Source organism: Yoonia ponticola (assembly GCF_014199395.1).
Taxonomy (GTDB): domain Bacteria; phylum Pseudomonadota; class Alphaproteobacteria; order Rhodobacterales; family Rhodobacteraceae; genus Yoonia; species Yoonia ponticola.
On the sequence record NZ_JACIJM010000002.1, the window covers coordinates 180,732 to 204,737 of the forward strand.

Annotated in this window: 19 protein-coding genes and 1 tRNA gene; 5 read left to right on the plus strand and 15 right to left on the minus strand. The window is 53.1% G+C overall.

Translation table 11 applies throughout. The annotated features are described in order from the left end of the window. Positions 1–30: 30 nt before the first annotated feature. From FHS72_RS03750 to FHS72_RS03795, 10 genes are all read right to left on the minus strand, one after another. Positions 31–948, minus strand: coding sequence for a DMT family transporter (locus FHS72_RS03750; RefSeq protein WP_183525793.1), 918 nt, complete (start codon positions 946–948; stop codon positions 31–33). Positions 949–987: 39 nt separating this feature from the next. Further along, on the minus strand, positions 988–1,965 hold the full coding sequence (locus FHS72_RS03755; RefSeq protein ID WP_183525794.1) for a phosphatase domain-containing protein: 978 nt from the start codon (positions 1,963–1,965) through the stop codon (positions 988–990). Further along, positions 1,962–3,125 carry a PQQ-dependent sugar dehydrogenase gene (locus FHS72_RS03760; RefSeq protein WP_183525797.1) on the minus strand — a complete coding sequence of 388 codons (1,164 nt, stop codon included), beginning with the start codon at positions 3,123–3,125 and terminating at the stop codon, positions 1,962–1,964. The genes FHS72_RS03755 and FHS72_RS03760 overlap by 4 nt, the downstream gene beginning before the upstream one ends. Before the next feature lie 60 nt (positions 3,126–3,185). Continuing rightward, positions 3,186–4,223: a tRNA epoxyqueuosine(34) reductase QueG gene (gene queG, locus FHS72_RS03765; protein WP_183525800.1), complete on the minus strand. Its 1,038-nt coding sequence runs from the start codon at positions 4,221–4,223 to the stop codon at positions 3,186–3,188. An 80-nt stretch (positions 4,224–4,303) separates the two neighbouring features. After that, positions 4,304–4,969, minus strand: a complete 666-nt coding sequence (gene fzlA / locus FHS72_RS03770) for an FtsZ-binding protein FzlA (protein WP_183525803.1) — start codon at positions 4,967–4,969, stop codon at positions 4,304–4,306. A 67-nt stretch (positions 4,970–5,036) separates the two neighbouring features. Further along, complete coding sequence (gene mtgA, locus FHS72_RS03775) at positions 5,037–5,777, minus strand: monofunctional biosynthetic peptidoglycan transglycosylase (RefSeq protein WP_183525806.1); 741 nt, start codon at positions 5,775–5,777, stop codon at positions 5,037–5,039. Between the two features lie 45 nt (positions 5,778–5,822). Continuing rightward, on the minus strand, positions 5,823–6,740 hold the full coding sequence (locus FHS72_RS03780) for a Hint domain-containing protein (protein ID WP_183525808.1): 918 nt from the start codon (positions 6,738–6,740) through the stop codon (positions 5,823–5,825). A 155-nt stretch (positions 6,741–6,895) separates the two neighbouring features. Beyond that, a complete protein-coding gene (gene gltB, locus FHS72_RS03785; RefSeq protein ID WP_183525811.1) occupies positions 6,896–11,428 on the minus strand; it encodes a glutamate synthase large subunit in 4,533 nt (1,510 codons plus the stop codon). After that, entirely contained in the window at positions 11,415–12,140 is a 726-nt protein-coding gene (locus FHS72_RS03790; RefSeq protein WP_183525814.1) for a hypothetical protein, read from the minus strand. Before FHS72_RS03790 ends, gltB begins: the two co-directional genes overlap by 14 nt. 4 nt (positions 12,141–12,144) lie before the next feature. Beyond that, positions 12,145–13,578, minus strand: a complete 1,434-nt coding sequence (locus tag FHS72_RS03795) for an NAD(P)-dependent oxidoreductase (RefSeq protein WP_183525817.1) — start codon at positions 13,576–13,578, stop codon at positions 12,145–12,147. A 213-nt stretch (positions 13,579–13,791) separates the two neighbouring features. Between FHS72_RS03795 and FHS72_RS03800 the strand changes: the two genes are divergently transcribed. After that, positions 13,792–14,589: an undecaprenyl-diphosphate phosphatase gene (locus FHS72_RS03800; protein ID WP_183525819.1), complete on the plus strand. Its 798-nt coding sequence runs from the start codon at positions 13,792–13,794 to the stop codon at positions 14,587–14,589. Here FHS72_RS03800 and FHS72_RS03805 read toward each other — a convergent pair. Beyond that, the gene (locus FHS72_RS03805; RefSeq protein WP_183525822.1) at positions 14,586–15,563 is read right to left on the minus strand and encodes a complex I NDUFA9 subunit family protein; all 978 of its coding nucleotides are present in this window, start codon (positions 15,561–15,563) and stop codon (positions 14,586–14,588) included. The genes FHS72_RS03800 and FHS72_RS03805 overlap by 4 nt on opposite strands. Positions 15,564–15,761: 198 nt before the next feature. On the opposite strand from FHS72_RS03805, the gene FHS72_RS03810 reads away from it, so the two are divergent. Continuing rightward, a tRNA-Leu gene (locus tag FHS72_RS03810) sits at positions 15,762–15,847 on the plus strand. A gap of 123 nt (positions 15,848–15,970) precedes the next feature. Here the strand turns inward: FHS72_RS03810 and FHS72_RS03815 are convergent. Then, complete coding sequence (locus FHS72_RS03815) at positions 15,971–16,342, minus strand: hypothetical protein (protein WP_183525825.1); 372 nt, start codon at positions 16,340–16,342, stop codon at positions 15,971–15,973. A gap of 618 nt (positions 16,343–16,960) precedes the next feature. Between FHS72_RS03815 and FHS72_RS03820 the strand changes: the two genes are divergently transcribed. After that, on the plus strand, positions 16,961–18,670 hold the full coding sequence (locus FHS72_RS03820; RefSeq protein ID WP_183525828.1) for a plasmid recombination protein: 1,710 nt from the start codon (positions 16,961–16,963) through the stop codon (positions 18,668–18,670). A 68-nt stretch (positions 18,671–18,738) separates the two neighbouring features. On the opposite strand, the gene FHS72_RS03825 is transcribed toward FHS72_RS03820, so the two are convergent. Further along, positions 18,739–19,389, minus strand: coding sequence for a hypothetical protein (locus FHS72_RS03825; protein ID WP_183525831.1), 651 nt, complete (start codon positions 19,387–19,389; stop codon positions 18,739–18,741). 376 nt (positions 19,390–19,765) lie between these two features. On the opposite strand from FHS72_RS03825, the gene FHS72_RS03830 reads away from it, so the two are divergent. Next, complete coding sequence (locus FHS72_RS03830) at positions 19,766–19,990, plus strand: hypothetical protein (RefSeq protein WP_183525834.1); 225 nt, start codon at positions 19,766–19,768, stop codon at positions 19,988–19,990. Positions 19,991–20,164: 174 nt separating this feature from the next. Here the strand turns inward: FHS72_RS03830 and FHS72_RS03835 are convergent, their stop codons facing one another. Together FHS72_RS03835 and FHS72_RS03840 are read right to left on the minus strand one after the other, a co-directional pair. Then, positions 20,165–20,818: an MAE_28990/MAE_18760 family HEPN-like nuclease gene (locus FHS72_RS03835; RefSeq protein WP_183525837.1), complete on the minus strand. Its 654-nt coding sequence runs from the start codon at positions 20,816–20,818 to the stop codon at positions 20,165–20,167. Continuing rightward, complete coding sequence (locus FHS72_RS03840; protein WP_183525840.1) at positions 20,803–21,924, minus strand: DUF262 domain-containing protein; 1,122 nt, start codon at positions 21,922–21,924, stop codon at positions 20,803–20,805. Before FHS72_RS03840 ends, FHS72_RS03835 begins: the two co-directional genes overlap by 16 nt. A 408-nt stretch (positions 21,925–22,332) precedes the next feature. Here FHS72_RS03840 and FHS72_RS03845 point away from each other — a divergent pair, with 408 nt between their 5' ends. Next, positions 22,333–24,006: an ATP-dependent nuclease gene (locus FHS72_RS03845; protein WP_183525843.1), complete on the plus strand. Its 1,674-nt coding sequence runs from the start codon at positions 22,333–22,335 to the stop codon at positions 24,004–24,006.

The window sequence follows — 24,006 nt, forward strand, 5'->3', positions numbered from 1 at the left end:
GCCCCAATCTCAACGCCACGACGGCACGGGTTACTTGCCGCCAATCGATCCCATCGCTTTGCGTTGCTGCGCCCGTTGCAGGCCCAACGCCCGCTCACGCCAGATGATCAGTACCCCCGCAAAAATCACGATTGCCGCACCAACGAGCATGGTCGCAGTCGGCACTTCGCCAAATACAAAATAACCGATGCCCAGCGCCAATATCATCGACGTGTAGTCGAATGGTGCGACCAGCGACGCATCCGCATAGCGGTAGCTTGATGTCAGGAACATCTGCCCCATACCGCCAACAAATCCCGCAAAAACGAGCAGAGCCGCAGCGGACCAACCGGGCCAGACCCAGCCCCAAGGAATGGTGAACAAAGACAAAATGCTAGATGTGACCGTGAACCAGAACACGATTGCAGACGTTCCTTCGGTCGCGACCAACTTACGGACGAAAACTTGGGCCAAGGCCGCTAGAACGGCACCCATGAACACCACCAACGCACCTAAGGTTTCGGATACGCCGAGCGCGGTGGACAGGCGCGGTGACAATACGATCAAAACACCAACCATGCCGAGGCCAACCGTCGATAGCCGGAAAATCCCGACCTTTTCATCAAGGAACATCGCGGCGAAGACAACAACCAAAAGCGGTGCGGCATAACCAATCGCAGTGACTTCAGGCAACGGCAGCAGTCCAAGTCCGGTAAAACCCAGCCCCATCGCGCCGGTCCCAATCAACCCGCGCCAGAAATGGCCCAAAGGGTTAACCGTCTTCCAGCCATTGCGCAGCTCATGCCGCATTGCCAGCCAAACAAAAATGATCGGCAGTGCGAAAAACGACCGGAAAAACACGGCTTGGCCCGGCGGCACAATATCTGCCGTGGCCTTGATCAAGGCCGCCATGACGACGAACAGACAGACCGAAATGATTTTGAGAATAATACCGTGGACAGGCTGCATTGGTGGCCCCTTTCTCGGGCACATTATGCGCGCGAGATTTTAGCGCAAGGCCGCAATTGCCGTCGTGTAATCCGCATCGACGGTAACCGGCACGCCGAGATGCCTGATCGCATCGACATAACGCATGTCTTCGGCGTCAGCACCACGACCCGGCGCACGCAGGATCACATGACGAATGCGCTCGGGGTGACGTTGAATAGCATCGCTGTAAACCTGTGCATCATGCTGGCCAGTGTCGCCGATCAAGATGAACGGCAGCGCAGGATTTGCCGTGAGAATAACGTCAATCGCGCGTCCTTTGTGGTCGCCATGGGTGCCCGTGATGAATTGAGTCTCGGAAATACCGTAGTCGCGCAAGAACTTTGGCGCGCGAGGCAATCCAGTGCGTTCAAATATCTGATCCAAAAAACCATGCAAATTCCATGGGGAGGAACTGACAAAAAAGATCGGATTGCGCCCGTTCTCGAACAACTTTTCCATCAACACCACTGCATCAGGAAAGACATTTCGTGTCAGTGCGTTGCCAGTTAGTGATGTCCACAAATTGCGCCAAAGCGAATAAGCTCCCGTTTCCATCATCGTGTCGTCAATGTCAGAAATCACGCCAAGTGACGCGCCTGCGAACGGCACGAACACCGGACAGATCGCTGTGACCTGGCCCGTGTGAATGATCATTTCGACCCAACCCACACGTTCGTCGCGCGGGACAAGGATCGTAAAATACCCTTCGTCGTCGCTGATCGCTGAATACTCATCACAATGTACGGTTATATCCGAGACTTCATTCGTCAGGAACAAGCTCAGCATCTGACGCAAGTTTGTCCATCTGTTTTGCTCGGCCCGCACGGTCCCTTTTCTGACACGCCCTAGGACGCGCCCCCGCACGACGAGGTGCTCTGGCGTGGCGTATCCAATGTAGGGCTCAAGCACCGATGCGACCCGCTTGCGCTGCACAATCGGATCAACGCGGCGTTCAATCGCGGTGGCAATACGAGCAAGGCGCAGTTTGATCGTCATTCGTCGATGAACACTTCGAGAACGGCACCGTCTTGATCGTCAATCAGCACAAAAATGCGCCCGTCTTGGGTGATTTCAACATCGCGAACGCGGCCTACATCAGTCAGTAACCGTTCTTCACCGATGACCAGCCCGTTTTCCATTTTCAGCCGCACGAGCGCGCCGGGATTGAGCGACGCAATCAACAGATCATCCTGCCAATCGGCGAACGGCCCATTGTAAAACGACATACCGCCGGGTGCGATCACTGGATCCCAATAGTAAATCGGCTGTTCGGTGCCATCCAAAACGGCGACACCATCACCCACATCGCTGCCGCGATAGTTGATCCCGTAGGACACCAGCGGCCAGCCATAATTACCGCCAGCGATGTGTTTGTTCAGCTCGTCACCACCACGCGGCCCGTGTTCAATCGTGTAAAGCGCGCCGTCAGGTCCAACCGCAGCGCCCTGCATATTTCGATGACCATAAGACCAAACCGCATCTTCGCCCAATTGGTTCACAAACGGATTTGACGCAGGCACACCGCCCGTATCCATGATGCGAACGACCTTGCCATGGGTCGAGGTGATATCTTGGGCCAATGTCCCATCATCGCCCGCCCCGCGATCACCTGTCGTGATCCAAACGGTGCCGTCCGCCATTGGAATAATACGACTGCCGAAATGCTGGCCCGCGCGCGATGGGTGCGATTGCACAAAAATGTCCTGCACATCAGTTAACGCGCCATCGTCGCCCAAGACGCCACGCGCGGCAGCAGTCACAGCGCCACCATCCACAGGTTTTGCATAGGTCCAAAACAAGACTTGATCCGTCGCAAAATTCGGCGACGCCGCAACGTCCAACAACCCGCCCTGCCCTTGATCCCATACATCCGGCAGACCTTCCGACGGGGCAGACAAGTGGCCATCGGTGCTAATCACCCGCATCCGACCGGGCCTTTCTGTGACCACAAATCGGCCGTCGGGCAGCGCGGCAATCCCCCAAGGGTTCACCAATCCCGTCGCAAAGTCATTCACGCCGACAGATGTTTCGTTCAGAGCCGCAGCACGGGTCTGCTCTGGAAAGTTAGGTGTAAACTCTGCGTGTGACGTCCCCTGTTCAACTTGAGCAAACGCAAATGTCGGCAAAACGCATAAAAGGGCAGTTAGGCGCAGCACGGCAGTATTCCTTAAATAGCTTTCGACACACAATCTAAGGCGCAACGGCTAAATGCCAAATCAAGTTTGCGTCGACAAGCGATCAACAGCCCAGATCGCGGCATCGGCCACCGCAGGATCAGGGTCCCCCAACAATCCACGTGCAACATCAGCCAACGCGGAATCGCCCGAATTGCCAATCGCATACAACACATTGCGGACAAAGCGATCCCGCCCGATCCGCTTTATCGGCGAGCCTGAAAATCGCGCCCGAAATGCGGTATCATCCAAACCCGCCAGCTCTGCCAACGGCGGGGAAAGCAGATCAGCGCGAGAGTTATATTTTGCGTCACGTCCCTCTTGTGCGAATTTGTTCCACGGACAGATCGCCAAACAATCATCGCACCCATAAATGCGATTGCCCATCATTACCCGCAAATCAAGGTCAACGGGACCTTTATGCTCAATCGTCAGATAAGAAATGCAGCGCCGTGCATCCAAACGATAGGGCGCAGGAAACGCCTTGGTCGGACAAATATCAAGGCAAGCGGTGCAGGACCCGCAATGGCTCGCCTCTGGTTCATCAACATCAAACGCAACAGTCGTAAAAATCGCACCCAGAAAAAACCACGACCCCAAATCGCGCCCTAGTAGATTGGTGTGCTTGCCCTGCCAGCCCAGCCCCGCAGCCTGCGCAAGCGGCTTTTCCATCACAGGCGCAGTATCCACGAACACCTTAATCTCAGCCTCGGGCGACTGCTCAATCAACCAGCGGCCAACTTTTTTCAGACGCTTTTTCAAAACGTCATGATAATCACGCCCTTGGGCATAAACCGAAATTGCGGCGCGATCCGGCTGGTCCAACACCGCCAAAGGATCATGGTCCGGCGTATAGGGTTCCGCCAACATGATCACCGACTTCGCCTCCGGCCACAACGCCGCCGCGTTCCCCCGCCAATGCATGCGCTCTGCCATCCATGCCATCTGCCCGTGCATTCCTGCATCAACAAATGCGGCCAAACGATCAGCAGTTTCAGGCACAGCATCGGGCCTGCAAATCCCCACTTTCGCAAAGCCCGCCTCTTGCGCAAACGCTACTAGATCATCACGCAAGCTCATGTTTCTTTGGCTCTCTTTATATCCCGGGGGTTTGGGGGCTGGCCCCCAAGTCCGAATTTTCGCGAAAATTCGTCCCGCGTTTAGAAATCAAGATCCGCGTAGTGACGTGGCTGCGGAAATCCTGGAACCTGATCGGCAAGCAATGTGCGAAACGCTGGACGGGATTTGATTTTGGCATACCAGTCTTTGACGATCTCGGACCGGTTCCAATCGACGTCCGAGATATAGTCCAAGCACGACAATTGCGCTGCAGCCGCAAAATCAGCCAGTGACATTTCATTACCCGCCAACCAGCGGCGTTGATCCAACAAATGCGTCATGTAGTCCAAGTGATAGCGGATCGCCTTGGACCCTGCTTTCACGTTTGCGCTGTCGGGATATCCCGTGCCCATCACCTTGCGGAACACGCGTTCACCAACCAGCATCGACGTTACTTCTTTATAAAACTTGTCGTCGAACCACGCCACAATCCGCCGGACTTCGTAACGCGCTTCTGCGCCTTTGGGCAACAACGCGGGCGTCGGATGCGCCTCTTCCAGATATTCGCAAATCGCAGCGCTATCGGCCATTGTCCGGTTGCCCAGCTTCAGAATCGGTACTTTGCCTGCAGGATTGCGGCGTAAGAAATCGCTATCTTGCTCCCAATAGCGTTCTTCCACCAACTCCACCTCAATCTTTTTCTCGGCAAGGCTCAGACGCACTTTGCGGGAAAAGGGTGACAGGGGGTAATGGTACAGGCGATTCATCTGGGTTCCTCAAACGACAATGTCCGTCTTCAATGCCGCAAGCTGCTGTCCGTTTCAATGGGCCAGTCTATTCGCCGCTAAAACAAGCGGCTCTTCCGTCAACGCGAATGGTCGCCGCCCCGTCAAGGATCGACGCGGCGCGACGGCGCGTCTCATTTGTCGGGTTTGAAGCGGATCGCGTTTTGGGCGACGGTAAGATTGCGGCAAGGCGGGCCGCTTGTACGGCTGACAATTCGTCAGCGTTAACGCCGAAGTAATGCCGCGATGCCGCCTGCACGCCAAACACACCTTCATCAAATTCAGCAATATTGAGGTATAGCTCCAAGACGCGGCGTTTACTCCAGAGCAATTCTGTTAGCGGAGTCCATAACGCCTCTGTCGCTTTACGTACCCAAGACCGCCCATGCCACAAAAACACGTTTTTCACGACCTGCTGCGAAATCGTAGATGCCCCGCCGCTGCCGCCGCGTTCGATCCTGTCGCGGATTGCGTTCACGTCCAGCCCCCAGTGTAGGCAAAAATTCGCGTCTTCTGCCGCAACCACAGATCTCGCCATTACGGGGGCGATATTTTCTAATCCTACGAATTCATATTTGACCGGTCCGGTCCGGCGTCCTTCGCTAAACATATATGGTGTCGTTGGCGGATTCACGATTGCATAAAACAGTGTCGCGGCCACGATCACGGCAATCACCCCAAAGACAGCACGCCACATCCAACGACGCAAGGTCTGGATCAGCGACGTCCCCGCCATCGGTTTTTTCGCTGGGCGCGGCTTTGCTTTGGACTTGCGGGTTGATTTGGCCATAGTCTCTTAAGTCATACACAACTGCATTTGGTCAAGATGTGCGCATCATATTCGCAGCATCCGGCCTTCGCCGCTCGTTAAGACGCACCGCGCTGTCACCCACGGATCACCGTTGGCACGATCCAACTCGGGGAACAAGTTTGTGATTTCATCATAAAGCGTGGCATCCCCCGCTAAAATGGTAGGACCGGGACAAAAACTTTCGCTTGCGATTCCTTCGGAATAGACGATTTCATGTTGGTCAAATAATATATGGCAATAAGTCACGTGACGCATCGGTTGCACATGAATCGTATCGCCATTGACCAGATGCTTTGCGGCCACCAGAACTTCACTTTCGCCAAAATACATTTCGGCCTGCCACCCTTGCACAAGCATTCTGTGCTGCGGCGAGACCAACAATTCTCGCGAATTTCCCATTGCCCCCGGTGCGAACCGGATCGGCGTAAAACTGTCCATACCTGCGATGGTTCGCATCCCTGTCCAGCGAACGGGCTGCGCACCGCGATCCGCCGTCATCACAATGTCACCGACCTTAAGGTGTTCGACGGGGCGTTGCCCTGTTGGGGTATCAAGTAACGTGCCACTCACAAAACAAGGTGGACTCAGGTCCGCGATTTCGACCGACGATGTAAATAACGATACGCCCGTTGAGCTGACAAACGTGCCAGCTTGCAGTGCTTGGCCATCTGTCGGGCTAAACATTACCACACCGTTAGACAAAAGAAATGTTGCGCCAAAGTAGGTGATATCCCCCTCACCCGGCACGTTTATTGTCACGCTGTCGGTTTGATACGTATAAAGAACATCGTTGCCATCGATACGGTCTGCCCCAGCGAAGTCGATGAAACCATCGTCGTTCTCGTCGACCAGTTCATAGATGACAGGCACAAGCGCCGTACCAAACGGCGGGGAGTAGATCGTATCAATTATGAAGAACTGATCACTAAAGGTCGTGGCCATACGTTACCCAAAACAGTGCAGGAAAATCGAAATCTCATCTTCAATTACACAGAAGGTTGGAACAAACCGTTAAGCTGGATTGAATTTAGCGCCGCCAAACGAAAAAAGCCCAGCAACCTGGTTGCTGGGCTTTTCAATAAAATCGACAGGCGATGTTATTCTGCTGGGATCGCCTGCTCTTCGGCTGTCAGCGGATGCTTGAGGTGCACGAGCATCTCTTTTGGGCAAATCTGCACAAAATTGGCGCGTTCAAGATCCCAATTCTGCAAGATATCCGCTGCTTTGCGGCTATCAGTTTCTTCCAAATGCCGCTTGATCAGGCCAAGCAATTGATCCTCCCAAGCGGGCATTGTCACCTGACAAGTTACAAGCGTTTCCGTGTTGATCAGGTCGCCAGCAACGCCATCTGGGTCGTAGATGTAGGCCATTCCGCCTGTCATCCCTGCCCCAAAGTTGGCCCCAATTGACCCAAGGATCACAGCCACGCCGCCAGTCATGTATTCACAACCGTTGGTGCCGCAGCCCTCGATGACAACATGCGCACCAGAGTTCCGCACAGCGAACCGTTCACCAGCCCGACCAGCCGCGAACAAGAAGCCAGCAGTCGCACCGTAAAGCACAGTGTTACCGATGATGGTATTGTCAGCCGCAACTAACGGTGACGCCATCGGCGGACGTACAACGATTGTCGCACCGGACAGGCCCTTGCCGACGTAATCGTTCGCGTCGCCCGAAACCTCGAGCTTTAGACCCGGCGCGCCAAATGCACCCAGCGACTGCCCAGCAGAGCCACGCAATTTGACCGTCAGGTGATCAGGTTGTAGGTTATTGCGCATCCCGAATTGTTTGACGATATGGCTGGATGTGCGTGTCCCGATGGACCGCAACGTATTCTGCACGGCATAATCAAGCTGCATTTTTTCGCCGTCGTTCAGGAAGCGCGCGGCATCCTTTACGATTTGCAGGTCAAGCGTATCAGGTACCGGCGTCCGTGGTTTGTTGCGATCATATTTGATCTCACCAGCCCCATCGACAGTGATCAGAAGCGGGTTCAAATCAAGGTCATCAAGGTGCGCAGAACCACGCGACACTTGGGTCAGCAGATCAGCACGACCGATCACCTCATCAAGGGAACGGGCACCGATGGACGCGAGGATTTCGCGGACTTCGGTCGCGTAGAACGTGATCAGGTTTACGACCTTATCGGCGTTGCCAGTGAACTTATCGCGCAGCGCTTCGTCTTGCGTACATACACCAACGGGGCATGTGTTCGACTGACACTGACGGACCATGATGCAGCCCATTGCGATCAACGCGGCGGTGCCGATGCCGTATTCTTCGGCACCCATCATTGCAGCCATGACAATATCACGACCAGTCCGCAGACCACCATCTGTCCGCAATGTCACCCGCTCGCGCAGGTTGTTCATGGCAAGGACTTGATGCGCTTCGGTCAGACCCATTTCCCACGGCAGACCCGCGTATTTGATGGACGTTGCAGGAGATGCACCAGTACCGCCGTTGTGACCTGAAATCAGGATCACGTCGGCCTTGGCCTTGGCCACACCAGCCGCAATTGTGCCGACACCAGAGGACGCCACGAGCTTCACAGTCACCTTACAACGCGGGTTGATCTGTTTGAGATCGTAGATCAGCTGCGCGAGGTCTTCGATAGAGTAGATATCGTGGTGCGGCGGAGGCGAAATCAGCGTCACACCTTTGGTCGAGTGACGCAAACGTGCGATCAGATCGGTGACTTTCATCCCCGGCAGCTGACCACCTTCACCCGGTTTCGCACCTTGGGCGACCTTGATTTCCAACTCTTCACACTGATTCAGATACTCGGCTGTCACACCAAAGCGACCAGACGCCACCTGTTTGATCTTCGCAGACGGGTTGTCGCCGTTTGGTTCCGGATGGAAATGCGCCGGATCTTCGCCGCCCTCACCAGAGTCGGACTTTGCCCCAATCCGGTTCATCGCGACGTTCAAGGTTTTATGTGCCTCAGGCGACAACGCCCCCAAAGACATGCCCGGTGTCACAAAGCGTTTGCGGATCGACGTGATGCTTTCGACTTCTTCAATCGGGATCGCGTCGCCCATTGATTTGATCGCCAGCAAGTCGCGCAAATGGATCGGCGGGTTCGACTGCATGGATTTGCTGAATTGCTGCCACATCGCGTAAGACGCTTTGTTACAAGCGGCCTGCAACATGTGCATGGTCTGCGCTTCCCATGCGTGTTTCTCGCCAGAGCGGCGGGACTTGTAGAAGCCACCGATTGGCAACACATCGGTGGCTGCTTTCCAACCTTTTGCATGAACCTCTTCGACTTTGGCTTGAATACCAATGGTGCCGATGCCGGAAATCCGTGACTGCATACCGGGGAAGTATTCTGCGCACATCGCACGTCCCAGACCAACAGCTTCGAAGTTCAGACCACCACGATAGGATGACAGAACCGAAATCCCCATCTTGGACATGATTTTCAGCAAGCCAGCGTTGACCGCGTCTCGGTAACGGCGTGTCGCTTCGATCAATGGGCCGTCGATCAAGCCGCGCTCGATACGGTCAGCGATGGAATCCTGCGCCAAATAGGCGTTTACAGTGGTCGCACCGCAACCGATCAGAACCGCAAAGTAATGCGGGTCGATACATTCAGCAGAACGCACGTTGATCGAACAGAAGGTCCGCAGACCGTTCTTCGTCAGACCAGAATGCACCGCAGACGTCGCAAGGATCATCGGGATCGGAATGCGGTCTTCGGACTGGTGTTGATCGGTCAGAACAAGGTGGCCAGCACCGGAGCGCACGGCATCTTCGGCCTCCGACCGGATACGCTGCAGGCCAGCGCGCAATGCGTCGCGACCCGTTTCAAACGTACAGTCGATGAACGCAACGCTACCGTCGAACTGCTTTACCATCTGATCGAACTCGGCGTTCGCGACAAACGGGCTTTCCAGCATCAGGATTTCAGTCTGGCTGCTATCCTCGTCCAACACGTTCTTCAGGTTCCCAAAGCGCGTTTTCAGCGACATCACGCGGCTTTCGCGCAGTGAATCGATCGGCGGGTTTGTGACTTGCGAGAAGTTTTGACGGAAGAAATGCGACAACGGACGGTACTGCTTTGACAGAACCGCAGACGGTGTGTCGTCGCCCATAGACGCGATCATCTCCTTGCCGTCTTCGGCCATCGGAGCCAACACGTTTTCCAGCTCTTCGATGGAATATCCAGCAGCAACCTGACGTTTGCGCAATTCAGCGCCCGAGAAAACAGTTGTCTCAGGCAGATCACGCATGGTTTCGGACAAGTTTGCCACCCGTTCGACCCATTCGTTGAACGGCTGTGCAGCGGCCAGTTTGTTCTTCAGCTCGGTGTCGTGGAACAATTTGCCGGTCTGCATATCCACGGCGATCATTTGCCCCGGACCAAGTGCACCTTTTTCAACAACAGTCGCTTCGTCAACCGTCACCATGCCGACCTCAGAGCCCGCAATCAGCAGGCCGTCACCAGTCACAACATAACGCAGCGGACGCAAACCATTCCGGTCAAGACCACCACAGACCCAGCGACCATCCGTCATTGCAAGGGCAGCAGGGCCATCCCAAGGTTCGATCACAGCGTTGCAATAGCCGTACATGTCTTGCCAAGCTTGTGGAATTTCAACGGCTTGCTGCGCCCAAGCTTCGGGAACCAACATTGTTTTCGCCATTGGGGCGTTACGGCCCGCACGCACCAGAACTTCGAACACGGAATCAAGCGCCGCAGAGTCCGACGTACCCGACGGGATGATCGGTTTGATATCTTCGGCTTTGTCGCCAAACGCTGACGACGCCATGCGGATCTCGTGGGACCGCATCCAGTTGACGTTGCCTTTAAGCGTGTTGATCTCGCCGTTGTGCGCCAACATGCGGAACGGCTGTGCAAGGTGCCACTGCGGGAAGGTGTTGGTGGAATAACGCTGGTGGTAGATCGCGAATGCCGATTCAAAGCGCTCTTCGAGAAGGTCAGGATAGAAATCCGCGACCTGTTCGGCCAGCATCATGCCTTTGTAGATAATCGAACGGCATGACAGCGAGCAGAAGTAGAAACCAACAACGCCAGCAGCAGTCACGGCTTTTTCGATACGACGACGGATGATATACAGTTCGCGCTCGAACTGTTCTTCGTCGATGTCCTTTTCGTTGCGGATCAGGATTTGTTCGATCTCTGGACGTGTCGCATTGGCCTTATCGCCCAAGCATTTCACGTTCACCGGAACATGACGCCAACCATAGATATAGTGGCCCATGCGTAGCACTTCGGCTTCGACAATCGTCCGGCAGCGTTCTTGTGCACCAAAATCGGTACGCGGCAAGAATGCCTGACCAACCGCAATCAGCTTGTCTTGATCAGGCTCGTGGCCCGTCCGGCGCACTTGATCATAGAAAAACTCAACGGGGATTTGGACGTGGATACCCGCGCCGTCACCTGTTTTGCCGTCCGCATCAACAGCGCCACGGTGCCAAATAGCTTTCAGCGCATCGATGCCCTTTTGCACAACGCCACGCGACGCTTCGCCGTCAATTGCGACAACAAGGCCGACGCCGCACGAAGAATGCTCTTCTTCTTCGCGGTACATGCCGTTGTCGTTCATCCATTGGCGCTTCGCTTCTTCAGCGGCGACCCAAGTTTCATCATATTTTGTCATTGAGGGACTCCAAACGTTGGATCAAAGAAGGCGCGGACGATAGTGTCTCTCCGCAGCCGAATTTTGGGTTGGCGGACAAGAAACCGGTTTCACCTGGAAAGATAAACTCAACCGGATTGTCGTCGTTATCAAAGGTGCCGTTTTCTGTCGTGACTTTGCTGGAACCGGACAGGAACATCCGGAACCGCTGGCTGATGTATTCGTTGCCTTCGGACGCCCATTTTACATCACCCGCACCGTCGTAGGCCGTGATGTTGTATTGGGTCACGTCCAGCGTCACACCGTCGATGATGACTTGCTGTCCGGTCAGTGAATCCTGACCGACATAGCGCGTTTCGCCGACTTCGTCTGATTCAGTGATGAAGTCATAGGTGTCGATGCCCATCTCGACCAGTTCAGAGAACGACGCGCGATCACGCGGATCGGCTTCTAGACGTTCAACATGACCGGACCCGATGTGAAAGCTTTCGATCCACTGGGTTTCGTTGTCGATTTCGCCCGCGTAGGTCACGGCACCATTTTCACCAATGCTGATGCGGCGCTGATTGCCTTCGGTGTCGCCTTCGCAGGTGAAGATGTGGTCAACGGAACAGGCTTCGGTCTGGATTGTCAGACGTGCTTCGCAGCCCGCTGGCAACGTAAAGACCTCTGCGGTTTGGGCGCTGATTGGCGCCGCCGCAGTGATCAAAAGGAAACTAAGTGTTTTCTTCATAAGGCTACTCCGCTGCGACTGACGTGGCTTGCGACAGGTACTGCAAGATCGCAGCAGAGGCGTCACGCCCGTCACGAATAGCCCAAACAACAAGCGACGCACCGCGCACGATGTCACCTGCGGCGAACACACCATCAAGGCTGGTCTGACCCGTCTCAAACGCGGCTTTCACCGTGCCCCAGCGCGTGACTTCTAGACCTTCAACACCCCAAAGCGCTGGCAGATCTTCTGGTGTGAAGCCAAGCGCCTTGATTACAAGATCGGCCTCTTCGACATAGTCAGCACCTTCGATCAGTTCCGGCATTTGGCGGCCCGTCGCATCGGGTGCACCAAGACGCATCTTTTGGACCTGAACGCCTGAAACGACTTCGCCCTCAAAACCGTTCGGCGCGGAAAGCCAGACAAATTCGACGCCTTCCTCTTCGGCATTCTGCACTTCGCGCTGCGACCCCGGCATGTTGGCTTTATCGCGGCGGTACAGGCATTTCACAGATGTTGCGCCCTGACGGATCGCTGTGCGGACACAATCCATCGCCGTGTCGCCACCACCGATGACAACAACGCGCTTGCCTTCTGCGTTCAATTCACCGCTTTCAAATTCTTCGACAACATCGCCAAAGGATTTACGATTGCTGGCCGTCAGATAATCAATCGCGTTTGCAATACCGTCAGCATCGGAACCGGGGGCAACCATGTCGCGCGTTTTATAGACGCCAGTCGCAATCAGGACCGCATCGTGTTTGCCACGGATCGCATCAAACGAGATATCTTCGCCGACGTTGCAGTTCAGAACGAATTCAACACCGCCGTCAGTCAGTTGGTCCATGCGTTTCATCACGATGTCTTTTTCCAGCTTAAAGCCGGGGATGCCGTAAGTTAGCAAACCGCCACCGCGATCGTAACGATCATAAACAGTGACCTGCACACCTTCGCGACGCAGCATGTCTGCGGCAGCAAGACCACCAGGCCCTGCGCCAATAATGCCAACGCTTTCGGTACGTTCAACGCGTGGGCGGATCGGCGCCACCCAGCCTTCTTCAAACGCTGTATCGGTGATGTATTTCTCAACCGAGCCAATGGTGACAGTGCCATGGCCGGATTGTTCGATCACACAATTACCTTCGCACAGACGGTCCTGCGGGCAGATGCGACCACAAATCTCTGGGAATGTGTTGGTAGCTTGGGAAATCTCGTAGGCTTCTCGCAAGCGCCCTTCTGCGGTCAGACGTAGCCAATCGGGGATGTTATTGTGCAGCGGGCAATGCGACTGACAATATGGCACACCACATTGGGAACAGCGGCTTGCCTGCTCTTCGGCCTTGGCGGTCGCGTATTCAGCATAAATTTCCTGAAAGTCAGTGTTGCGCAGATTTGGTGCGCGTTTTTCTGGCATATCACGTTCGACGTTCACGAACTTTAGCATTTTTTGGCCGGCCATGGCATCCTCCTGTCAAAGGGCTAGACTTGCCTTTTAGTCGTGGTCGCCGAGAATGAAAAGTCAGCAGTACTGACCTATTTATTAGTTTTCCACACTTTGGGGAAAAAAATACACACCCGAGCGTCCGATTTAGGTCCGGGTTAATCCCTAATTCGACTCTTTCCCAGATTATAAAGGGGTCTATTGTGCGGCCAACCGAATCAAGGATCCCCCATGCCGCTGTTCACCCTTATCCTCGTCGCCCTGATTCAAGGCGTGACAGAGTTCCTGCCCGTCAGTTCATCGGGCCACTTGATCCTTCTACCATCGCTGACCGGACTAGACGACCAAGGCCAAGTGATCGACGTCGCGGCCCACGTTGGCACATTGGTCGCCGTCATCATCTACTTCTGGGCAGACGTGAAACTGGCGTTAATCGGCACACTGCGATTGCTACGCGGCAAAATCGACACGAAAGGCGCATTTCTCGCGCTTTGCTTGCTGGTCGGCACCATCCCGGTAATCTTGTTTGGTCTCATCCTCAAAGTCACCGGCCTTGCCGACGCCATGCGCGGGATCACCGTGATCGGCTGGACGATGCTGATATTCGGGATTGTGTTGTATTGGGCAGACCAAAAAGGCGCAGAGACACACGACGCCGAAGATTGGACCGTAAAGCACGCACTGATCATGGGCCTATGGCAATGTCTGGCCCTGATCCCCGGCACGTCGCGGTCAGGCATCACGATCACAGGCGCACGCCAACTGGGGTATAAACGCAGCGACGCGGCGCGGCTTGCCATGCTTATGTCGATCCCGACAATTATTGCATCGGCTGCCCTGCTAAGCCTCGACGTGATCGGAACGCCCGACGTCATGGGCGACATCGCTATTGTCGCGATACTATCCTGCATCGCGGCATTGCTCGCGCTGTCATTGATGATGAAGCTGTTGCAATCGGTCAGCTACACGCCCTACGTGATCTACCGCGTTGTGCTTGGGCTGATCCTATTGGGCGTGGCTTACACTTAAGTACGCAGGTTCTTCGCAGATTCTTTGATCGCGTCGTACTGGCCAGACGGGCGGAACCGCCACAGATAGTCAGGCAGTACGGACGCCATAGTCGTCGGGTGAATACCGAGATCGGCAAAGCCCTTGGCATCCGCGGACACAACGTTATCAATGGCAAGATTGATCACCTGATCCTTCGTCACAGGCGCTTTCACGATGCCGAGCGTCAGCGCTTGGGCAACACCAAAGCAGGTCGCCATGATCCGCGCAGCAAAGAACGGCACATTCAGGATCAAACGACGACGACGCACGATTTCAAGCATGTCCCGCATCATCTCGCGGAAGGTCTTTACGTCAGGCCCGCCAAGCTCGAACACGCCAGACGCATCGCCATCGATCCCTTTGACCGCAGCAGCAGCGACGTCATCAACATGCACTGGCTGGAATTTCGTATCGGCACCCACAACAGGCAAGATCGGACCAAAGCGCGACATACTCGCAAAGCGGTTAAAGAAACCGTCCTCGGCACCAAAAATGATCGACGGACGCAGGATCATAGCGTTCGGGATATGAGCCAGCACGCCTGCCTCACCTTGCGCTTTGGTCTTAGCATATTCGCTCTCAGCGTCCGCATCAGCACCAATGGCAGAGATATGCACCATCCGGTCAATGCCCATACCAGCAGCGATACGCGCGATACGCTCAGCACCTTCAACCTGCACAGCCTCGAATGTGTTTTTCCCAGTTTCAGCCAGCACACCAACGCAGTTCACAACAGCATCGGCACCACGGGTCACAGCAGCGACGCTCGCATCGTCACGGATGTTACAAAACACAGGTTCAACCTGACCAACAACACCGTAAGGGCGCACAAAGCCAGCCGTTTCGGGGTTGCGCACAGCAACGCGCACACGCCAGCCCTCTTTCGCCAACCGCAGCGCAATATAGCGCCCGACAAAACCGGAACCGCCGAAAATGGTAACGAGCTTGGACATGAGGCTGGCCTTTCATTGATTTCAAGCGTGTTTACGACTGACAGGCCCTACAGACAAGACGAAAGAGCCAGTTCGGTTTCGCATGTTTTAACAGATTTTTCGAGCATTCGCGCCTAACGGCGCAGAGTTCCTACAAAAACCAATGCGAATCGCGTTGACAGGCACCGCGCGTGTCACTAGATCACCGCTACCAACCGTGCCCAGATGGCGGAATGGTAGACGCGCCAGCTTCAGGTGCTGGTGTCTGTATGGACGTGGAGGTTCGAGTCCTCTTCTGGGCACCAAAGTCAACCCCAAAAGACCAATAAACGTTGGTTTCCTGAGGTTAATTTTAGTTTTTCGCATTTTTTGCCCCACAAACTGCCCCACACTGCGAGTGCGCGTGAGGAGCAAGTTTGCGATTCGTGTTAGCCGCTTTTTGAGGCGCGTAGCAGCCGATTGCTGATATCAGTGAGCTTCGGTCCGTAATAATTGATGGCTGCACCCACAACGCCGTTCAGGCCGCCTTTTGTCTCGAGTATTTCGACAACGGCATATGGCACGACGACTAAAGCTTGAATGATCGTGTTGACTGCTCTCGCTATAGTTTCAGCGACTGGATGTTTCTGATTGAACAGCCCTGTGAGTTCCTCGACAGCTTCGCGGGCGGCAAGGTCAGCGATTGCGTTGCAGAGCTCCCATAGGGCGGGCGTCTCGCGGTCGAAGAAAGCACGCGCGTCTTCAACGGCCTCCGACAAGATGTCGTGCTGCGTCGGCTTTTTCATATGATGTACATTCATAATGATGGTCTCCTTGGTTCGACAGCAAGCAGCAGGTTGCTGCGATATTCTTATCTAAGCTGTCTTCAAGGCCGCCGGAGTCGGAGATACTCCACCGGTCGTCGCGTTTTCCCTTTCATCATTTCCGCCCGATGTGGTGCGACATCAGGTCTCGCAAGAGGGGCCTGATGCTGCACGACAGACTGGCGTAGGCCTCCAGCCGTTTTGCATTTCCACCACCTCAATCATCTATGGGTCGGTTGACGGGAGAGGTCGAGGAGAGGGCGTTAGCCTTCTCTTTGGCTGGCGCGGGGAGCGTCGAGCAGTAGGGAGGTCTCGGAGGGAAGAGTGCGGAACGACTTCTCTCCTGAGCCGTCGGAGACGCCAGTGGGATGCAAGGGGGAGTGGCGAACGATGCCCCTTGCTGCCCGCCGCACAGGCGCCCTGCTGGCGGCACAGGGTTCCGGGACAGCGTCCTGGACGAACGAAGAAGCTGAGAGCAACGGCCGTAGGTCGATGCGCTCAGCTTCATAGTGAGTAAACAGTTGAGCGCATCAGTAGAAGCGCGTCGCAAGAGCACCTCAAACCTCGCCCTTCGGTCGCGTTTGGAGTTCCGATTTCGGGGCGTATTTCCTTTCAATGAAACAGCCAGAACACCTCATCGTCTTGCGTTATGAACGCGTCACCTATCACGGCATCGGCGGCGTTGAAGCGCACGGCAAACGATTGGGGGATGTCGATAACGTCGATCTCACGCGCACCTACCTCAACGAATTCCCGATCGGCCACGAAAACCTACGCGAGATTGTTGATAGCCACATCGTCAATATGCAACGAGACAATATTGATTTGCGGCGGCAGTCACTAATTAGACGGCGCAGAAAGTCAGAGCTTAAAGATCTGGAAGCTGCCGTTGAGGCTGCCGATGAGGCTGCCGTTGAGGCTGCCGGCGATGACATCAATGCGTTGGCAGATTTGATCAATTTCCCCTGGGACCAAAAGAATGTTCATCCATTCACTGAAGGCTTCCTCTCAATCTCACATGAATGGTTTCTTGATTCAAATGGCGAGCAAGATCCAGATAAAGTCGATCAGTTTCGCTCGTTTGCTCTCGGTTATCTGGAAGCGGAATTTGGCAATGAGGTGCTTTATGCGCGCCTCGACCTGGATGAGAAGACGCCACATCTATCATTCGTGATTGCGCCCGAGCATCGAGAACGCAGAACCGATCGTCGCATGCTTAGCCATCGACAGCACCGTTTGTTCGGTAAAGAAGAAGTATACAAACTTTTTGAAGGCGACTGCGACGATGACGTAATTAAGCGCAAGAGTTATGAACTATTGCAGGACCGCGTTGCAGAATATGCGCAATCTGCTGGCCTCGATGTTACGCGAGGCGAACGCCGCGCCGAAAAAGAGCGTGGTCAGAGAATGATGGGCGAGGCGGTTGTAAAGCGGCACAATATTACACCGTCCCGCGGCAGAGAAATCGCGGCAGCATTAGCTGCGGAAGCCGACGATAATCGCACAAAGGCCGCGCGACACGAGAAGTTGGCGAAGAAGCAGCTGGATGCAGCAGAAACCCTTGTTGTGAAGGCCACCGCTCGAGAGCGTGCCGCAGAAGCCCTCGAAGAAACCTCAAGGCAGAGGATCAAATCGATGGAAATTGGCACTGAGGCAATTCTGGCCGATGAAATCGCATATGCGGCACCAATTGACGAAAGAGGCGAGGGTCTGAAATGGGGCGGAAACAAGCCGAGGGACGAAGAGCGTCGAAATTTTTTAATAGACGCGACAAAACCCGCCCGAGATTGGCTGATAGGTTTCGCAAAGAAGGTCTGGCAGATCACAAAAAGAGAAAAAGAAATAGAGAAAGTCGAGGCTGAGCAACGTCGAAAAGCCTCTGTCTTAGTCGAAGCCGAACGCAAAGCAGGCCAAAGAGCGCCTGATGTGCTCACATCCATTGCTTCTGGCATGACCACAGCAACTGAGCTTACATCGCAATCATTTCCTGACGCCTGGGCATTTGATGCAAAGACACCCAAAGACGTACTGGATAAAAAGTTGAACAATACTGCAAATCTTGAGCTGCGTAATGCCTGGCATGCGACAAGTGACGCATATTTGCTGAGCGACGATGCGCCAAACTTGCGTAAAAGCGTTGGCAAAGGATTGGATGTCATCGAAGAAATAGCAAAACTTCGAGGCTTTGATCTTGAGACGGGAATTCACAAACCGGAGACGGCAACGGACCCAGAGCGAGCGAAACAGCACACTGACGAGCTACCCACAGCTAAGCTTCGCCCGCGTCAGCTTCAACGTCAGCGCCAGCGTTTCCGCGGGGACTGACGCCTCTAAGGCGACAGCCCTCAGGCTGGCCACACGGAACGACAGCCGGCCACCAAGCCCAATATAAGTCATTGTGAGGAACCGGTCGCGTCATCGGAATCGAGAACACCCGGCAGATCCAAGGTTTCCGGCTCATCAAACCTGGTCGTAGATGCGGCGGTTTTCTTTGTACGACGAGAAGATGGTTTTGCTTCTTCCGTTTTCTCGTCAGCCGCTTCAGGAGAAAATTTCTCGGCCAACAGTTTGACGAACTTGTCTTGCTCAGCAAGTCGTGCTTCGGCTGCAATAAGAGCGGCCTGCGTTTCCGCAAGGGACTTCTGCGAGGCATCCAGTGCATCGGCGGTCTCTTGGGCTGTCTGCGTCGCTTTCTGTTCGGCTGCCTCTACCAGCTCTATGACTTCCTGCATTTCGCGGATCTCATTACGATACATCTCGTCCTTAGCAGCCTGACTGCGCTTGAGGTCTTCGATTTCCGCGGTTTGATAAGAACGCGCTTTCGCCCAGATCGCTTTCAAGGCCTGTTCGTGCGAAAGGGACAGCTCTTCTGGGATGTCAGGCATCGATGCCAGTTTCGTCTGTACCGCTGCCAGGCGCGTCTTCACTACCTTTGCAGCAGGGCAAAGCCTTGAGTTCGATGTGCCGATCGTTCTGTTGAGTTCAGCGATGGTTGGCATTTGGTTATCGTGCGCGGCCATGTAAGCAAGAATTGCCTTTTCCACGCGACCTTCAAGTTCGTCGTCGGTTGGGGGGGGCGGATTTGAGGTTTTTTTCGTGTTTCGACATATCGTGTCTCCGGTGGGGGTGTAATACGCGGTAATGGTATTACCGGGTATTACCGACCCAAATGGGCCGGTAGTCAGGATATCGGTCGATGTCGGAGGTGAGACTAATTTGTTTGTGCGAAAAAATTTAGCGCAAACCATTATACTCTTCTCGGCAAGCCATACATCCTATCCAGCCCGATAGCGGAATCACCAGCATTCACTGGTACGTGCATGCGATATTGAGCAGGACCAATGCTCCTACCCTAATTAGCACACCGATCGCGATCCGGCATGCATAAGGAATTATTTCCGTCACCCAAAGGACGATCCCATGTACTCCGAAGATAACTCGGAGAACAAAATGCGCGGCCCCCAAAAGACAAAGATCGAGAAAGCGATTGCGCTTGTAGCAAAAATAATCACTGAACGTGATGACGGAGCTAATTACATTCCAATTTACAATCGGCTTGAAGCAGAATTAAACGCATTTTCTTCTCAGGATCAGCGACTTAACGAGATACGGAAGTTCGCCCAAGCACTGCCAACGGCGGCCTGATATGTAGTATAGTTTAGTCAATTCCGCTTCGCGTCCAACGGTTCAAGTTGCGGAATTACAGCCGAAATCCGAGATTTTACCTTAGTCAGAAACGGCCAAATTCGCACATATGAAATCAATCAAAAAACGCCCCACTGCGTCGACCCGGCCATTCGTCGCGAGCAATTTTTTTGACTAATGTGTGTAGAGAGCCGTCTCGAACGTATCTTTAGTCAAAAACATGAGTTCTTCACATAAATTGGTGTGGGCCACTGCCAAATAGTTTTCCAAAGTAAACATTTCACCATGAGCCACAAGGTGCCGCCACGCGACCAACTCTTTATCTATTTTCAGCCTATACCTTTGAAATGGTTGAATGTCAGCTCCAATGGTCTCGTGAATGAACCGAAGTCTTTCAAAGTTCAAATTCGATCGTGGTAAGATAACTCTCCGGTCAAAATTTTTGATGTGGTTTCCTAATGTTTCCTGGAAAATTGCTATGAGCTTGCGACGTGAAACTAAATTATCCGCCGTATCTCTATAACTATCGAGAGCAGCGGCCAACGCGCCCAGTAACATGTCTGGCGGCAACGTACTGTAAGGAACTTCTTTAGCTTCGAGAAAGTCAACCAGAGTGCCAGCACAACTGCTGCAATACCCTTCCCAATGGGCGTAACTCAGAACAACGATGGCACGAGATGTTACCACTTTTTCTCGCGAAGTTTCAGCCTTGCTATGCATCACGCGCAAATCTGAAAGTTCGCGTGCACGCCACAATCTGTCAGTACTTAGCCGCTCTATATAATTTTCGTGCATCCGCTGGATGTCGCTCTTTAAGGCTTGAACCATGTGTCACCAAAAGGAATAGTTCGTTGCAAACGTTGGGTACCTCGTAATCCCGACGCAGACATTGCCTCAGCTTCTGGCTGCTGCCAGAAACCAAGAATCTGTTTCTTTACGAATTCTTCTGGGTGCCCAAGCAACTGGATATCTTTAGTGTTCCTCATGATGCCTACGAAAACAGCCTCAAGAGCACGAAGCGAAAACCTGATTCCGGGACTATTTATTGTTCCTGCATCTGGAAAAAGAGCTTTGGAACCGAAAATTTCGTGCAATATGTTCACTGTAAAAATGAACTTTTCTTCAAAATCGTCAACATTTTCCGTTGTTAAGATTTCAATGATTTCTCTATCTAAAAACTCTTCGACGTCACTGATGTTGTCGTAATCACGGTAGGTATGAACTAAAGTTCGGACAATGTACTCCACATCCTTCTGTCGCTTAACTGCCGTTTCTTTTATTGATGCCATCCCAACAAATTTCTCGTTTGTTGCAAGTGTTTTAATTCGTTTAACAAAATCAGGTGCTACCATCACCATCGCACACGTTCGGACTTCTTGTTCGTTGGCATAGGCGCCCCCGCGGTTTAACCTTTGAAATAGGTGAAATTTTGTTTCTGCGTCGCTTGGTTGCTTCAACACCTGAACATCAAGCCTCGCTCGCCTAATAGCTAACTGCTGTGGTTTTTCTAATGCCTTTTGCATGTCTACCGGAACGCCATCAATTTTGTCTGAATTCTCCCAAACTGCATTTTCAAGTGAAGGCAAATATGTTGTTTTTTGTAGTGCGGAAGGTGGAAGTAAGTCCTCCGTATCGAGTTCTTTTAGGACGCCGAAGAATTCAAAAATTGTCGAAATGCGCTGAAGGCCATCAATGAGCTCCCAGGTTCCGTCTTCATTCTCGTAGGTGAAAATGGATGGTATAGGGATATCGATCAGGATTGACTCGATGAGGTTTGCTTTCTTCTCATCAGACCACCTGAATAAACGCTGAAATTCAGGTTGGATATTCAGCTCGTCATTCTGGTACATTGAGATGATCTCACCAACGGACAACTGCAATCGGTCAGTCTTGACAGACTGCCTTGCTTCTTCGATTTCAGTTTTGAGAGACATTGGATTACACACTCCTGTTTTGACCGCTTTTGACTTCAACCTAATTCCGCTTGGAACGCAATGGAAATTGGACCACTACTGAACGTGTGGAGCCACTCCGAACAAAGGATGACGCTTTGTTAAAGTTAGTAAGACTGTTTGAAAATGGCAGCACACTTCTGCTTCCCGCCCAAGCTGCTTTGCACCGCGCATCGAGAAACAAATTCTGAGCAAGACGCATTCCCACATAGATCGAAAACAATGCCGTCCGATTGACTTTTATGACGCGACAAATTCACTGCGGTGCAATCCGTTTTTGGGACATACCTCAACGTATCCTTTGCAACAATTACCATAGCATATGGTTAGTTATGTTCCCGTAGGTTAAGGGTTGGACTATATTGGTAACCTTATATCTCAGGGTATTTCATGATGGCTCAAAAACCACGTGTTTCGATAGCAAAGATTTCTTTTTCTGGCGGTCAAGATTTTTCGTTCACGGCCAAAGAAAAGGTTATTATTGTTGGCCCTAACAACAGCGGAAAATCCCAGACGCTGCGAGAAATCGTGAAGTATACGAACGAAGGAGAACAAGCTCGCCCAGTAGTCCTGACGTCACTCGAACTCGAAAAAACCGGGACAGCGGATGAACTCAAAGGCTATCTTGAAGAGCACGCACAAATTGTTGAGAAACATTATCGTTACAAAAACTGGAACATTTACGCTGATCATATTTCGCTTTGGGCGCAGCCATTCCTGCAACACGGCCTGGCTTTAGGATTCATCAAAAATATCGACGCAAACAATAGGTTAGCTATCTGTCGCTTACAAAAAAGCATTTCGGACACTGATCAACGCACAACCCCGCAGCATTTATTATATGATAGCGAATCGCTGATGAGGCGGATCAGTTCGCTTTTCCGCCAGGCATTTGGGCAAGACCTGATGATTAACTACCGAGGCGGCAGTGTCATTCCGATCCACGTCGGTCAACTGCCAACCAGCGACATTGGGCATCCCGTCAGCGACCGCTATGTCGAGGCGGTGAAAAGTAATCCTCCACTGCATGAGCAAGGGGACGGCGTGAAAAGTTATGCCGGCATCCTGTTTGAAGCGGTTGCGTCTGACATTGACATCACGCTGATCGACGAACCTGAGGCATTTCTTCACCCCCCCCAAATGCGGCGACTGGGGGAAACTTTGGCTTCTGAGGTCAATGGACAGCTGTTCGTTGCAACTCACAGTAGCGATATCATGCGAGGCTTTCTTGAAGGTACAAAAGGCAATGTCCGCATGCTCCGCATTAGGAGGGAAGGAAAGAAAAACTTGGTTGCAGAGGCTGCGCCTGACACCGTAAAGGAGCTTTGGAACACACCCGTTCTTAGGTACTCAAATGCGCTTGAGGCAGTGTTTCACGAGCAAGCAATTTTGTGTGAAGATCACAGCGACTGCCGCCTATTCAATGCTATTGCAGACCACTTGGCAGAAACACAATCTGGCCATTGGCTTGATACTGCTTATATACCAACCGGCGGAAAGCACGCTATTCCTACTATTGCAAATATTTTACGGAAAATAGGTGTACCTACAAAGGCAGTCTTTGATATCGACATTTTGCGAAATCAAAACGATTTAAAAAGGTCTATTGAAGCCTTTGGTGGAAATTGGGCTGACTTTTCTGGGCCCTGGTCTCAAGTCAACGCTGCCGTGTCGAGTGGAATGCCCGTGAAGAGCAATCAAGAAATAAAGGCCTCCATCAAGCAAATCATTGATGATGCTGGAACTACAAAACTTCCTAAGGGCGATATCACTGAGGCCATGAAGCAAGGATCAGCTTGGAGCCTCGTCAAAAAGGTGGGGCCTTCCGGTTTGCCGAGAGGCGAGGCCCGGCAGAACTACTCCACTTTAGCTCAAAAACTGGAAGAAATCGGAATTTACTTGGTCCCGGTGGGAGAAGTCGAAGAATTCTGTCCGGAAATGGGCGTGCATGGTCCTAAGTTTGTCAACAAAGTTCTTACTGAAGTGGATTTATCTGACGACAGATTAGAGCCCCTCAGATCTTTCGTGACTAAGTTCCACAATGGACAACACGCCATTATTTAA